Source organism: Ruminococcus callidus ATCC 27760 (assembly GCF_000468015.1).
In the GTDB taxonomy this organism is placed as follows: Bacteria; Bacillota; Clostridia; order Oscillospirales; family Ruminococcaceae; genus Ruminococcus_C; species Ruminococcus_C callidus.
The window spans coordinates 1-15,443 of the sequence record NZ_KI260466.1; the positions used below are offsets into that span (position 1 = coordinate 1).

Annotated in this window: 6 protein-coding genes and 1 tRNA gene; 5 read left to right on the forward strand and 2 right to left on the reverse strand. The window is 49.1% G+C overall.

The features are described from left to right. The coding region (locus RUMCAL_RS11835) for a SpaA isopeptide-forming pilin-related protein (RefSeq protein ID WP_021683151.1) at nt 1–7,109 on the reverse strand (7,109 nt) is incomplete at its 3' end. Nucleotides 7,110–7,737: 628 nt separating this feature from the next. Between RUMCAL_RS11835 and RUMCAL_RS11840 the strand changes: the two genes are divergently transcribed. From RUMCAL_RS11840 to RUMCAL_RS11850, 3 genes are all read left to right on the forward strand, one after another. After that, a complete protein-coding gene (locus RUMCAL_RS11840; protein ID WP_021683154.1) occupies nt 7,738–10,146 on the forward strand; it encodes a glycogen/starch/alpha-glucan phosphorylase in 2,409 nt (802 codons plus the stop codon). A 150-nt stretch (nt 10,147–10,296) separates the two neighbouring features. Further along, complete coding sequence (locus RUMCAL_RS11845) at nt 10,297–12,183, forward strand: glycoside hydrolase family 13 protein (RefSeq protein ID WP_051343850.1); 1,887 nt, start codon at nt 10,297–10,299, stop codon at nt 12,181–12,183. A 210-nt stretch (nt 12,184–12,393) separates the two neighbouring features. Next, a tRNA-Pro gene (locus RUMCAL_RS11850) sits at nt 12,394–12,470 on the forward strand. 249 nt (nt 12,471–12,719) lie between these two features. On the opposite strand, the gene RUMCAL_RS11855 is transcribed toward RUMCAL_RS11850, so the two are convergent. Then, a complete protein-coding gene (locus RUMCAL_RS11855; RefSeq protein ID WP_021683158.1) occupies nt 12,720–13,631 on the reverse strand; it encodes an AraC family transcriptional regulator in 912 nt (303 codons plus the stop codon). A gap of 113 nt (nt 13,632–13,744) precedes the next feature. Between RUMCAL_RS11855 and RUMCAL_RS11860 the strand changes: the two genes are divergently transcribed. Further along, on the forward strand, nt 13,745–14,929 hold the full coding sequence (locus RUMCAL_RS11860) for an MFS transporter (RefSeq protein ID WP_021683159.1): 1,185 nt from the start codon (nt 13,745–13,747) through the stop codon (nt 14,927–14,929). Beyond that, nucleotides 14,926–15,381 (forward strand): AAA family ATPase, encoded by a 456-nt coding sequence (locus RUMCAL_RS11865; RefSeq protein WP_021683160.1) that lies wholly within the window; start codon nt 14,926–14,928, stop codon nt 15,379–15,381. Before RUMCAL_RS11860 ends, RUMCAL_RS11865 begins: the two co-directional genes overlap by 4 nt. The last annotated feature ends 62 nt before the right edge of the window (nt 15,382–15,443 follow it).

The window sequence follows — 15,443 nt, forward strand, 5'->3', positions numbered from 1 at the left end:
GTGATGTCCTTCTTGGCAATGGTAAGCTTGGAAGTGTCATCTTCCATTACGATCTTGTTGTCGTCCTTGGTCAGTCCGTTTACCGTTCCGACCTTGCCGTCAGCTCCGACCTCGAAGTTCATCGCCTCAGTCTTTTTGGTGAAGCCGTCCGGTGCGGTGGTTTCTTCCAGCGTGTACACGCCTGCCGGCAGATTTGCCAGTGTCACACCGCCCTTGGCGTTGTCCGAAGTCCATGTAATGGTGTTGCCGCTGGTTTCGATTCCAGCAATGCTGCCGTCGCTGTAGGAGCCCTTGACTTTGCTCAGGTCTGTTCCTGCCGGTGCAGTCAGTTTCAGTACGGCTCCGGTGAGTTCTTCTCCGCCGCCGACTGCCTGCTTGCTGATCGTCACGCTGGGCTTCTGACCGTCCTTCATGGTAATGTCGTTGCCAGAAACGTCATATTCTGTGGTTCCCGTTGCATCAACTACACCGTTTTTAATGGTAAAGGTGAAGTCTGTGCTTACCTTGTTGTAGCCGTCCGGTGCAACTACCTCCGTCATGGTGTAGGTACCGTCCGGCAGACCGATGATGTCGGTCTTGTTTTTGCCGTCAGAAATAAAGGTCAGTTCCTTGCTGGTCAGCTGGTACTGAGATTCGTCGTCCACGCTGTCCGACTTGGTGAAGGTGGTTCCCGTTCTGGAGAGTTCTACCAGAGCTTCGTTCCAGCTGCCGTCTGTCTTGGTAATGGTGATCTTTGCACCAGCCAGTTCCTTCAGAGAGGTGATGTCTTTCTTGCTGACGCTGATCTGCGACCGGTTGATGACAGTCAGTCCGTTTTCCGTCAGTGAGAAATTGCTGCCGGTGATCGGGTTGCCCTGTGCATCTGTGGTGACAATATAACCGTTTGCATTGACTGCAAAGGAAATGCTTACCGGTGCATAGCCTGTCATGGGCTTTTCTGTCAGGGTATATTCACCCTCTGCCAGTCCTGTGAGTCTCTCCGGATCTGCATCAGATGTCCATGTCTTGCTGTAGCCGCCAGGACCGGTCAGTGTCATTTCACAGCCTTTCATAACGCTGCCCTTGACATCTGTTTTTGCAAAGGACAATTCCACTTGTGTGGTATTGGCATCAGTAATGACCTTTTCGCCCGGAATACCCGGCAGCAGGTCTACCCGACTGCTGTTGCCGGAGTAGGTAGCGAGGAATGTCTTGCTGCTGCCTGCCGATCCTACTGTGGTTGTGCTGCCATTTTCCACGCGTTTGCCTTCTGCGTCCAGCTCAAAGACGTAATAGGTCTTGCTGCTGTCCAATCCGTCAAAGGTAACAGACTTTTTGCCCTTGTCGCCGGCAGCAATGTTGATGTTCTTCTTTTCCACCTGCTGATAGCTGCCATTTGTGTCCTGCGTAAACAGTCCAACTTCAATTGCATGGTCAACTGCCGGATTGCCGTCCTCGGTAGCAATCTTCGTTACCTTGATCTGAGCCGGATTCTTGGTGGTGTTTGTGATAATGGTGTTTGCCTGCGGTGCGTCCTTGGTCAGGGTAAGTGCCGCAACCTGATTGTGGTCATCACAGCAGTCATAAGAAACGTAGAATGTCGTATTTGTTTTCGTAGTGGAATTCTTGGGATCGAGAACAACAGGCATCTGGAAAGAAGCACCGTTTTCGACACGCTTGTCACCGTCCATTTCAAAAATGTAGTACGGGATACCTTCTTTCAAATCGTACCGTTTGTTCTGTTCATTCAGTTCAGTACTGAATTTCACCTCAGAACCGGCAGCGACTTTTTGAGTTGTGCCGACCTGTGTGTAATCGTTTCCGTTCTTGGTGAACAGTCCCACGGAGAATACGGGTGTGCTCTTGACATCATCTGCGATCAGCACCTTGCTGACGGTGATGCTGTATTGGGTTTGTTCAAAGTTAGTGATTGTAGTAGTACCGCCTGCCTGTACTGCCGACCGTGTTACCGGTAAGAAAGAGTAGCGGATACCACTATCCGCAGTGTAAGTACCAGAATCTCCTGTATAAGTCGGAACGCCGTTGGCATTGGTTTCCAGCACGTAGAAATCCATACCCTTGGGCACGTTTTCAAATGTAACTTTCTTTGAGTCTGCCTCGGTAAAGGTCAGGGACTGCACCGGTGCTTCCTCATAGCGAACATAATCGCCTGCCGCATTCTTGGTGAACAGGGCAAAATAGAAGGTGTCGCCGGTGACGTTTCCGCCTTCCACGCCTGCCAGTGTCTTGGTCAGCGTGATATCGCCCGTATTTTTGGTGTTGGTCACGCCGACAGTCTGGTTCGTTGTGGCATCAGTGGAGATCTTATTGCCGGTATATGCCGGTGTGTAGTTGCGAATCTGATTGCCCTTGGCATCTGTTTCCAGCAGGTAAACGTTGTTGGCGTTGTTGGTCTGCTGCTTGATCGAGGACAGGTCTACGTCCTTCATGGTGACAGAAGCCGCGGTCCGTCCTGCCGGAATGGTGGCGGAAATCACATCGCTCAACCGTGTGGTGTAATTTTCATCGGTAAACAGTGCAAAGTAGAACGTTGCGTCCTTGGTTTCTGCTTCTGTCAAGGTCTTGTTGACCGTCACATCAACGGTGGTGTCCGGTGTCTGTACCCAGACGCCGACCTTTGCCGGCTCTGCTACCATGACAGTATCGCCCAGAATGTCGGTATTCTGATAGGAGTACGCGAAGCTGTTCCACGCGATATTTTCTTCGCCGGTCTTTGCCACATAGCTGGGAACGGTTGCAGTAACTTTGACAACGACTTCCTCGCCAACCTCGACGGTCGTATCTTGCAGCTGGATCCGGAAGTCTACGGTATCGTCAGACTTGATGTTTGTCCAGTTCATGACATCGTTCTGCCCCAGCCAGTCCTTGGAGTACTCATTCAGGACGGAGGTCTTGTCGGTGGAATAGCTACGTGCTGTTTTATCAATTACATCTGTTCCGCCTACCATAACAGAATCAATGCTCTTGAGTTTCACGCCGAATGCGGAGAAACGCTCATAGCCGGAAACCAGACCCAAGTCACCCACATAGGGCAGACGGTCGATAATGGTCATGTTTTCCAGATCTACCGGAGAGTTGTTCTTGATGTGGAGTTCATAGGTCACATCTTCGCCCTGCATGCCCTGCACGTAGTTGTGCGTGGGCTGGCGGCTGTAACCGGTATCGGTTGCCGGGTCAGTATGAGGTGTGCCGTTGTGTCCATTATTCTCATAGGTAATCGTTTTCCAGGACTCTGTGGTCAGGCCAACGATATTATAGTTTGCATAGCTCCAGATCTGGTTGTCCTGCTTTTCGCCGGCAACCGTATCTTCTGCGGAGAACGGCTGGTCAACGGTGGCGTAACCGGTGTTGGTGATAACGCCCTCGCTTTCCTGTCCGTCCTTGACAGTGGTGGCGAACTGGAAGACGATGCACTTGTTCTTTTCCAGTTTAGTTGCCAGTTTGTCTACAGAGATAATCAGTTTCGAGCCGTCGGGCTTATAGGCATCACTGGGAACCGGTGTGCCGTTTTTCAGCAAGCCGTTGGCATCTGTTTCAAATGTAGAACTGCCGTCGTCGCTGTTATACGTCAGATCCAGCACCTGATAGGTCATCTGCAAACCGGTTTTGTTGCTGAACTGGTAGGTTGCCGGCAGATTGTCGGTCAGTGTCACGCCGTCCAGTTTCAGGTCTGCCACATCGGTGGAGTTGCCTCTGCCGTTGTACAGCACAGTCTGCCAGATCAGGGTATCACCGGCGGTGATGTAGCCGTTTCCTACCGGCTGTACAGCAGTGTCATCATAGGTCTGTCCTGCAAAGGAGGCTACTGCCAGCTTGGCGAAGCCGGGGGCAGGGGTGGTTTTGGTGAAGCTGATGTCCACCTTATCCTCCGGCGAGATCACACGGTCACTGCCGTCATTTTTGCCCTCCACCACTGTCACCTTGGAAAGGGTGTTTGTCAGTGTGACTTTTTTCGCCGTGCTGTTTGCCAGTTCCTGTGCCTTGTCGGCGGTCAGCTTGGCTTGGTAAGTCAACTTTACGCCACTGCCCCACTGATTTGCAAATTTTTCTGTGGAAACAAATGTAAAGGTCAGCGTCTGTCCAACTTGAGTTGCCTGAATGCCACTCAAAGCTGTATAATTTGCAGTTCCCTCTACACTATCTGGCACATATTCCATGCCGTCCGGCAGCGTATCTTCTACAACGATCGTTTTCCCAGCATAGTCATTATTTGAACCAGAAAGTGCCAAGCTGTAACTAAATGTTTTCTGCTCCAGATCTGCCGCTGTCATATCAACGATATTGGTCGTTTTGTCCGCACTATTTGTCAGTGACTTTTTCGCCTCAAAAACAGTATTGCTTACTGGATTCAAAATCATGTCATGTGCATACCAAGTTACAGTTTTGCTTCCGTGTTCGTTTACAGTCAGACCGCCTACTGCGGTATAGTTATAGACACCACTCTGTGTTCCGAACTTTGTTTCAAATGCACTTAATGTCTGCATCAATGCACTATTATTCAGATCATAAATACCACCAAACCCCTGAATTCCATTTTTTTCATGATTGTAGTCATTATTATTAGTGACATCGTTTGCAAGTACCACGTATTCCACTGTCACTGATTCGCCAGCCGCCAGCTTGATTCCCATAATATTAAAGGTTTCAGCCGCATAGCCTCCATGAGATCTATTATCTTGCTCTACAGTAACAGTCTGAATTCTGGAGTCAGACGCATTGCCGTTAATTGCAACGACTTTCAGAACATCAGAAGCTTCCCACTTCAACGTTGTACCATAATCATATAAGTACAGGTTTTCCATGGTCGTGGTTCCCTTGTTGGTAAAAGTCGCCTGATATGTTAGCTTATCACCATTTACAATTTCTGTTGTATCATCTGCTTGTATACCATTTACTGCAATGATTTTCTTTTGCAAGCTATATTTGCTTAAATCTTCACCGCCGTAAATAGTATGCGTCGCAGTACCCTTTTCTTCAGCACCCTCATACACCTTTGCGGTATTTGTCAGTGTTGCAGCTGTTGCAGAAGCTTCCACATTTGCATATACTGTCAACGTAATCGACTTTCCTTTTGGAACAGTAACCGTTCCGCCGGCAGTCAATGTTTTTGTATCAACAGTAGTAATATCCTTTGTTGTACCGTCTGCCAAAGTCAGCACACCATATACGCCGCTATTCTCACGGAATGCCATATCATTTGGCAGAATATCCTCTATCTTCACATTCTCAGCATCTGCTTCACCGTTGTTTGTTACTGTAATTGTATAAACAACATCTTCTGCAGTGCCAAATGTGTAATTGCCGACATCTGCCGTCTTCGTAATCCCCAGCTGTGCTTTCGGTGTATCCGGTGTAAACTTCACTTTATTGGAAGACTTGTCGTCTACCTTTGCCACATTGGAGATCTCTCCGGTCACGCTGCTTTTGATTGTACCAGTCACCGTGATCTGCACCGTTTTTCCTGCCGGAACGTCAATTTCATTCGGAAAGGCTGATTTTGTAACACCGTCTACCTTATAAGTTATATTCTCCAGCTTGCTCGACAGGTTATCATCTGCAACAGGAACATCTTTCGCGTCCTTTGCACCGGAGTTGGTAACAGAAATGGTATAGGTCGCAATCTGTCCGGCCATGCCGGGGTAGTACTTCTGTCCCAGATTCTTACCATTATAAGTTACATAGCCGCTTTTTACCGGCGTTTCGATCACTGCCTTGTCTTCCTTGACAGAGATCGTTGCCTTGGCTGTATTGTTGCCGTCGGTCACTTCGTTGGTCAGGTTTGCAGTCTGGTCTTTGGAAACCTTGCAGACCACCTTTGCTGTCACCGTTGCACCGGCAGCGACATTCTGGAATGTCACGCTGTTTCCGGAAACAGTACCGTCTGCGGCTGTGATGCTCTCCAGTGTCATGCCGTCCGGAACGTTATCTTTCAGGGTAATATCCCCGGCAGCATCACCGGTATTCGAAGCGGAGATCTCAAATTCTACAGTATCCCCGTTCACGTAGTATGCTTTTCCATTTTTTACGGTTTTTCCAATACTGAACTTCGGCCCCTGCGGAGCAGAAACCTTCAGTTCCACGCTGTTTCCGCCGATGGTCGAGTAGCTGGCATCGTCACCGTAGGGCTTGCCGGAAACAGTCAGGCTGTTGGTGACCTTGCCGTCCGCGGTGCCGTTCATCTTCACGGTGCTGCTGTTCAGAGGCAGTGCCACGTTCAGATTAACCGCCGGCATCTCGGCATTGGTGTTCTTGCTGTCCACGGTGAAGCTGATCTTGGCAGTGCTGCCGCTGACCGTTACACTCAGGTTGCCGGCAGTGTAGCCTTTTGCCGCAACGGCAGACTTGACGGCGTTTTCCACCGCGGTCTGTGCATCACCGATAAAGGTCATTTCCGACAGTGAAATGGTATCCTCGAATTTCAGGGACTGCACCCATTCCACGCCGTTTTTCTTGGAGACGTTGTTCGCCGAAGCACTCAGGGTATAATTTACCGTGGTGCCGGCAGCCAGCTGTGCTGCTGTCAGGGCGTTTCTGTCCTCCGACTTGGACGCACTCCACTGCCGTTCTGCCCTGGCAGTAATTGTACTGCTGGCATTCTTGCCTGTGCTGTCCTGTACGATCTTTACGGTCGAGATCGTTCCGCCCGGGGTCTTGCCGTTCTGGAACTTCGCCTGCAGCCGGACCTGTTTGGTCTGACCGTTGTCAATATCAAAGGCGATATACCGGCTGCCGTCGCTGTTGACATGCAGGGTATACCCATTATAAACGGCTCCGTCCCTGAAGCCGTTTCCGGCAAAGTTCGGCAGCAGCAGATTCTTGTCGGTGATCTCGATCCGATAAGAATCCATCTCTCCTTCATTGACGTTGTTTCCGGAGATCGTCGACATTAGATAGAACACATCTCCCGTATTCACTTCATCAATCGGATTATACTTGCTGTCCCGAAATTCGACACTGGCGTTTGTCAGTACCAGCGGTCCGCCGGATCGTCCGTTATTGTCCGCCGATACCGGAAACAGCATCGACGGCAGGCAGGTCACGATCATCAGGACTGCCAGCAAGACACTGATGACTCTTGTACGCAGGTGTCTTGTCTTTTCTGTCTGCATAAAAAAACTCCTCTCATTGCGGGAACGCTGCACGCAGTCTGTTTTGCATTCTTTCGTGCAAACTTTATGCGGCGTTTCCTCAGATTTTTTGCACGGGAAAACCGGTTCCCTGTGCAGATTTGCACCGTGGCAGCAACATCGACAAAAACGATATACATACCACATTTTTTACAGCAATTTCCACTAACTCCGCCACTTTTAACTGTTCAATCGTTTCCACAATCAAAAGAATATTTTGGTGTAAATCACGGAAATTACTCTGATACAACTTTATTATACTGATTATCTGTGAAGTTTTATATCACTTTTTATGTAATATCCGAAAAGTAAAAGGAAGGATCAGGAAGTCTGTTCAAACTGCTTTCTGATTCTCCAAATTTTGCAGCGGCATCTCCGGCGAATGGCTGTCCGAATTTACCCGCGTGCAACTTCTTTCAATCACATATGACGAATCCCGCCATTGTTTTTTCAAATATTTCGTGAAAAAAGCTATTGCAACCTTGCCCAAAATCCGGTATAATAAATAGTAGGGGATGTTCCAGAGGAAACGGAACAGTCCGCAGTATGGCAAATCGAAGCCAGCACTAATAAATGGCACGCCTATGCCAAATGCATTGAGGAGGATATTATGGTAGCAAAAACAACAGAAAATCCCCAGAGAGAAGAATTAAAACAAAAATTCGTAGACCGACTTCAGCTGGAGTGCAGCGTTTCTCCGGACGAAGCTTCTGACAAGCAGATCTATCAGGTGCTGTCTGCCCTGATGGTCGAAAAGCTGAAGCACAAGCGGCAGCATTTTATCAATAAAACCAATTCCGTCGGCGGAAAGAACGTTTACTATCTGTCCATGGAATTCCTGATGGGTCGTTCCCTGAAGACCACCCTGTACAATCTGGAACTGGCAGATGATGTCCGTGCGATCCTGCAGGATTATCACATCAACCTGGACAGCATTTTCGAGTGCGAACCGGACGCTGGTCTGGGCAACGGCGGTCTGGGTCGTCTGGCAGCATGCTATCTGGACGCAATGGCAACACAGGAAATCCCTGCAACCGGTCACTCGATCTGCTATGAGTACGGTATCTTCAAGCAGATTCTGGAAGACGGCTGGCAGACCGAAGAACCGGACAACTGGCTGCCGGGCGGCAGCGTATGGCTGGACCCGAAGCCGGACGAAGCCATTGAAGTCCACTTCGAGGGCAACGTACAGGAATACTGGCAGGATTCCTATCACTATATTTCCCATGTCAACTACAACACCGTTATCGCGATCCCGTATGACATGTACGTTTCCGGTTACGGCAGTGCCGGCGTTTCTACCCTGCGTCTGTGGAAGGCACAGGCACCCAGCTTTGACATGAAGGAATTCAACGAGGGCAACTATGAACAGGCTCTGTCCCGCAACTCCATGGCGAATGCGATCTCCAAGGTACTGTACCCTAACGACAACCATCTGGAGGGCAAGTCCCTGCGTCTGCGTCAGCAGTACTTCCTGTGTGCCGCAGCTATCGGCGACATCGTCAACCACCACATGAACGTATACGGCACACTGGAAAACCTGCATGAAAAGGTAGCGATCCACATCAACGACACACACCCGACACTGGCAATTCCGGAACTGATGCGTGTGCTGCTGGACGACTGCGGCTATACATGGGATCGTGCATGGCACATCGTCACCAACACCTTTGCCTACACCAACCACACCGTTATGGCAGAGGCTCTGGAAAAGTGGGACGTGAATCTGGTCAAGCAGATCGTGCCGCGTATCTTCCAGATCATCGTGGAGATCAACAACCGCTACTGTGCCGGTCTGATGGAACGCAACGGCGGCGACAGTGCAAAGACCACCCGCATGTCTATCATCAAGGACAACCAGATCCACATGGCTACCCTGTGCGTCATGGCTTCTCACAGTGTCAACGGCGTTTCCAAGCTGCACTCGGAGATCATCAAGGACAGCGTATTCCACGAAGAGTATCTGGATACGCCGAACAAGTTCAAGAATGTCACCAACGGTATCGCATACCGGAGATGGCTGTATCAGTCCAATCCGGGTCTGACCCAGCTGCTGCGTGACAAGATCGGCGACGGCTTCCTGAAAGACGGCAGCGAGCTGAAAAAGCTGGACGTTTTCGCAGACGACAAGGCCGTTCTGGAACGGTTGCGGAAGATCAAGAAGGAAAACAAGCAGCGTTTCGCCAAGTATGTCAAGAAAAAGAGCGGTCTGGTTCTGGACACCGACAGCATTTTCGATGCTCAGGTAAAGCGTCTGCACGAATACAAGCGGCAGCACCTGAATGCTCTGCACATTCTGGCACAGTACAACGCCCTGCTGGAAAATCCGGATATGGACTTTACTCCCAAGACCTACATCTTCGCCGCAAAGGCTGCTCCGGGCTACTATCTGGCAAAGCAGATCATTAAGATGATCTGGGCTCTGTCCGAGGAGATCCGCAAGAACCCCCGCATTTCCGACAAGCTGTCTGTATACTTCCTCGAAAACTACTGTGTTACCATGTCTGAACTGCTGATGCCGGCCTGCGACATCTCCGAGCAGATCTCTCTGGCAGGCACAGAGGCTTCCGGTACCGGCAACATGAAGCTGATGCTGAACGGTGCCATTACACTGGGTACACTGGACGGTGCAAACATCGAAATCGGCGATGCAGTTGGTCCGGAAAATATCCTCATCTTCGGCATGAAGACCGAAGAAGTCAACACCCTCAAGGCCCGCGGCTATCGTCCGGAGGACTATTACAACAACAATCCGGTCATCAAGAGCTGTATCGACCGCATGTATGCCGGCATCAACGGCTGCAAGTTCACTGAAGTGGCAGACTCTCTGCGGACACTGGATCCGTACATGGTTCTGGCAGACTTCGACAGCTATTGTCAGGTACAGGAACACAGTTCCAAGCTGTACACCGACAAGGACACATGGACCAAGATGTCCCTGCACAACATTGCCAACGCAGGCATCTTCTCCGCAGACCGTGCTGTAAACGAGTACGCAAAGGATATTTGGAATATCTGAGGACTGGGGAATCTTTCCCGGAACTGATATAATCTGACGAAAACGGAGCAGCACAAACCCTGCTCCGTTTTCTTGAATGAACGGGTTGTGCGGTGTCCGCGAAATTACAATTTGCATATTCTCACTTCACAAAGAAAGGAGCATCTCTGTATGCGTTATTTTTACAACAGCTGGGATTCGGCGTATAAGTCGCACTTCGGTGCCATTGCCAGAAACCAGAGCTGTCAGTTCACCATTCGCCTGCCGGAAGAAACGCCGCTGGACTTTTCTCCGGTGCTGGTGGTTTTCCGCACCGGCTTCAAGGAACGTTTTCTGCCGATGAACGTGAAAGAACACGAAAACGGCTATGTCACATACACCACAGATCTCATTCCCAAGTACTCCGGCGTACACTACTACTATTTCTCCTACACCTCCAACGGTGTGCGGCACTATATCAAGCGGGGCGATGCCTGCCACGGCACACTGGATCAGGGAGAAATGTTCCAGCTGACAGTCTACAGCGAGGACTATCAGACACCCCAGTTTCTCAAGGGCGGCGTGATGTATCAGATCTTCCCCGACCGCTTTTGCAGCAGCGGCAAGATGCATGACAATGTGCCCTCTGACCGCGTGATGCGGGAATGGGGAGAACTCCCCTACTACAAGCCCGACCAGAACGGACACGTTTGGAACAACGACTACTTCGGCGGCGATCTGGACGGTATCCGCAGCAAGCTGGACTATCTGAAAGATCTGGGCGTGACCTGCATCTATCTGAACCCGATCTTCGAATCCCACGAGAACCACCGCTACAACACCGCCAATTACCGGAAGGTAGACCCGCTGCTGGGCACCAACGAGGACTTTCGGGAACTGTGTAAGGCTGCCAAAACCTACGGCATTTCGGTAATTCTGGACGGCGTATTCTCCCACACCGGTGCAGACAGCATCTATTTCAACAAGTTCGGCCGCTATCCCACCCCCGGTGCATATCAGTCCGAAAAGAGCCCCTATTACTCCTGGTATCACTTCTGGGGCAACAAGGAGTATGAGTCGTGGTGGGGCATTGACACCCTCCCCAACGTGGACGAGAACAACCCCAGCTATACCAAGTACATCTGCGGCGATGACGGCGTACTGGACTACTGGCTCAGTCTGGGGGCTGCCGGATACCGTCTGGACGTTGCCGACGAACTGCCGGACGAATTTCTGGACAACCTGCGTGCCTGCGTCAAGAAGTTTGACGAGGAAAAGATCGTCATCGGCGAGGTCTGGGAAGACGCTTCCAACAAGGAGGCGTATGGTGTCAAGCGGCGGTATCTGCTGGGTGACCAGCTGGACAGCGTGATGAACTACCCGTTCCGCGAGGCAATTATTGCTTACATGAAGGGCGAAGCTGCCACCACATTCCGCGACCGCATCATGGGCATTCTGGAGAACTATCCCAAGTGCACTGTCGATGTGCTGATGAACTTCGTTTCCACCCACGACATCGAACGGGCGATCAACCGGTTCGGCGGACAGCCCTGCGACGACAAGAGCAAGGACTGGATGGCATCGAATGAACTGTCGCCGGAGGAATACGAACGCGGCAAGACACTCCTGAAAGGGGCTATGGTATTGCAGTTCTTCCTCCCCGGTGTACCCAGCATCTACTACGGCGACGAAGCCGGCTTGCAGGGCTGGAAGGATCCGTTCAACCGCCGCTGCTATCCGTGGGGACAGGAGGACACCGAGCTCATCGACTACACCCGCCAGCTGGCAAAGATCCGGCGGGAACACCCTGCATTTGCAGAGGGTGCTATGGAATTTCTGGTGCTGGAGGACAATGTTGTGGGATTTGCCCGCTATATTCCGGAAAATGGCTCCAGTGCTGTGATCCTGCTGAACCGCGGCGGGGATACCACAATGGTTTCGCTCCGCGACAAGGCATTCGGCCGCTATGCATTCAGCACGGTCATCAGCGGCATCTGCGACGGGGATGCCGTGATCCTGCCGAAGAACAGCTATGCCGTGATCAGTGCCGTCCGCACCAATGTGCCGAATGCACGATAACAAACACAGTGTTTCCCTAGACAATCACCGCGAGGGCAGCCGAAAGGCTGCCTTTTGCTTTTATCTTTTCACGTGCTCTGATTCGACAAATTTTCTATAGTTTGATTTGAAAATTGATTGTTTAGCAATGCAAAACTTTTCTTTTTTCGAAAATGGTGAAAAAGGCTTTACAAGTGCCCGAAAATGTGATATACTAATGAAGTCGTCAATCGAGGTGTGGCTCAGTTTGGTAGAGCACTACGTTCGGGACGTAGGGGCCGCAAGTTCGAATCTTGTCACCTCGACCAATTATAGAAGGCTGAATTACGAAAAAAGCTCGTAATTCAGCCTTTTTTCGTTACCTGGGGTGTTTTGCGAAAAACAGGTTTTTTCCCAAAATGGCAAGTAAATACGGGCAAATGGCAAGTAAAATGGCAAGTGGAAAACGGGCAGTTTGTGCCAGTTGTTGGAATTTTTGGAGTTGCCTAGCGTTGTCCAATAAAGAAAGAAGGCAAAGGATTTGTCACTGCCAATCGCAGCAAGTCCTTTGCTTTTTATTATTTCCGTTCCGACCGCCTGTGATTTCTGTACTCCTTAGGCGTCATTCCATAGAGTGCCTTAAATTTGCGGCAAAAATATCCCACATTTTCAAAGCCTGCTGTCTGAGCTATAACGAAAACGCTGTTTTCAGTTTCCGTAAGAAACTTGGCAGCACGCTTCAAACGATATTCCAGAGCATAATTAATGGGCGATGTATGCAGATAGCTTTTAAAAATATTCAGCACACTGCTTTTGCTTATAGAAACAGATCTTGCAAGGTCTTCCAAGGTTATCCGACGATAATAGTTTTTGTGGATATGCTGCATCATTATCTGCAGCTGTGCTTGTGCCTGTGCGGAGGTTTTGTTTATGTTTTGAGTGTCGTTCCAACTTATGCTTTCGTAAATCTGCCCCCATAGCTTCATAATAAGTTCGGTTGTTTTCAGTTCGGATATGCTTTTCGATTCCTGTATGGCAAACACATTTCGTATTGTATCAAGCATCTCACATTGCTTTTCATCTGTCGGCGATATTATCAGGCATTCAACCGAGGACATAAGCACAGGCTTTATATATTTGCGGTATATCAAACTGTTTTCTGCGGCTATCAGAAGCGGAGAAAAGACCATATTGGGAATAATTGTACTTTCGCTGCTCTCAAACCGATGTATCACCTGTGTGTTGATGAAAATTGCTTCCCCTGTGTTAAGCACATATCTGCTGCTGCCCACAAAAAAATCTGCCGTCCCATTTTCTACAAGCACAAACTCAACCTCGGGGTGCCAGTGCCAGTCAATACAGTGCAGGTCAAAGAGCCATATATCCTCATAATAATATCGAAAGGGATATTCCTCACTGCCGTGACTTATGGTTTCACGAAGAGTTTCGTCAGTGATGATCTTTGCGTAGCCGTCGTTTAGGTTTTTCAAATTTATCCTCCATTTTTGCGATATAGTGTAATAAAAATGCGATATTGTACATTGAAATATGCCATTTGTTATGATATGATACAATTATATCAAAAAGCGAAAGGAACGTCAAGATGAATTACAGAAAAACTCTTATTGCCTGTTATCTTGGATTTATTACACAAGCTATTACAGCAAATTTTGCACCGCTGCTATTTCTCACATTCCACAATGTTTACAATATCCCTCTCGGAAAAATTGCGCTCATATCATCCGTATTCTTTATCACTCAGCTTATTGTGGATATTCTCTGTGCAAAGTTTGCGGACAGAATAGGCTACCGCAGATGCGTTGTGGGTTCTCAGTTGTTTTCGGCAGCAGGACTTCTGGGACTTGCGTTTCTTCCTCAGATAATGCCCGACCCGTTTATGGGAATAATCATCAGCACAATTGTATATGCGGTGGGCAGCGGTCTTACGGAGGTGCTTGTCAGCCCTATCGTTGAATCCTGTCCCTTTGAGCATAAAGAGGCGGCAATGAGTTTGCTCCACTCCTTTTACTGTTGGGGCTCGGTAGGAGTTATCCTGCTTTCCACAGTATTTTTCTCGGTGTTCGGTATAGGCAATTGGAAATGGCTTGCTTGTATCTGGGCAATAATTCCGCTGTATAATATGTTTAATTTCATAACCTGTCCCATTGAACACCCTGCCGAGGACGGGCAAGGTATGAGTATCGGAAATCTTTTAAAAACCCCCGTGTTCATTATTTCCATACTGCTGATGATATGTGCGGGAGCGTCGGAGCTTTCAATGGCACAGTGGGCATCTGCATTTGCGGAATCTGCTTTGGATCTTTCAAAGGCTATGGGAGATATTGCCGGGCCTTGCCTGTTTGCGGTGACTATGGGAATAAGTCGCTCACTGTATGGAAAATACGGCGACAGGCTTGACCTAATAAAATTTATGATAGGCTCAGGCATGCTTTGCCTGATATGCTATCTTGTTGCTTCCCTGTCGGATATTCCCATGCTTGGGCTTGCAGGCTGTATAATATGCGGCTTTTCCGTTGGAATTATGTGGCCTGGAACCATAAGCATCTGTTCGGGGAAAATGCCCTCAGGCGGCACAGCAATGTTTGCCCTTCTTGCCATGGCAGGCGACCTTGGCGGTGCAATAGGTCCGGGTATCGTAGGAAACATTTCACAAAGTGCAGGAGATGATATTCGCAAGGGCGTGCTTGCAGGCTGTATTTTTCCACTTGTGCTTGTTATTCTGACTTTTGTGATTTCCAAAAATGTCAATAAAAACAGGCAGGAATGAAAGAGTATGACTATAAGGCAATACCGTACAAAGAGCGTCTGACGACTTTGTGCGGTATTGCCCTGAATCAGTACAATGTGATTCATATCGATATCCAGCAGTTTGTCAGCAAATATCCTGTGATAAAAGACATGGTGGCACGCTTAACAAAGGAATTGTTGTTTGATGTGAAAATGGAAATGCCGGATGTTACATTGTTTGATGAAACAGACTTGGTAAGGACATCAAAAGATATTTTTTCGCAGAAACGGGAAAAGTTTATCTTTATCATTGACGAATGGGATTCCATTTTCCGGGTACATCGGGATAATGCAACTGCTCCAAAGGAATATCTGGATTTTCTGCGGGATCTTCTGAAAGGGCAGCCCTATGTGGCACTTGCCTATATGACAGGCATTCTCCCAATCAAGAAATACGGTCAACATTCTGCACTGAACATGTTCAAGGAATAAGCTATGACCAATCAATATGCACTCGCAAAATTCACTGGTTTTACAGAGAGGGAAGTTCGTCA

Bases quoted from the DNA above. Each gene is read 5' to 3' on its own strand.
- RUMCAL_RS11840 (WP_021683154.1), top strand. From the start codon at position 7,738: ATGGTAGCAAAAACAACAGAAAATCCCCAGAGAGAAGAATTAAAACAA.
- RUMCAL_RS11845 (WP_051343850.1), top strand. From the start codon at position 10,297: ATGCGTTATTTTTACAACAGCTGGGATTCGGCGTATAAGTCGCACTTC.
- RUMCAL_RS11860 (WP_021683159.1), top strand. From the start codon at position 13,745: ATGAATTACAGAAAAACTCTTATTGCCTGTTATCTTGGATTTATTACA.
- RUMCAL_RS11865 (WP_021683160.1), top strand. From the start codon at position 14,926: ATGAAAGAGTATGACTATAAGGCAATACCGTACAAAGAGCGTCTGACG.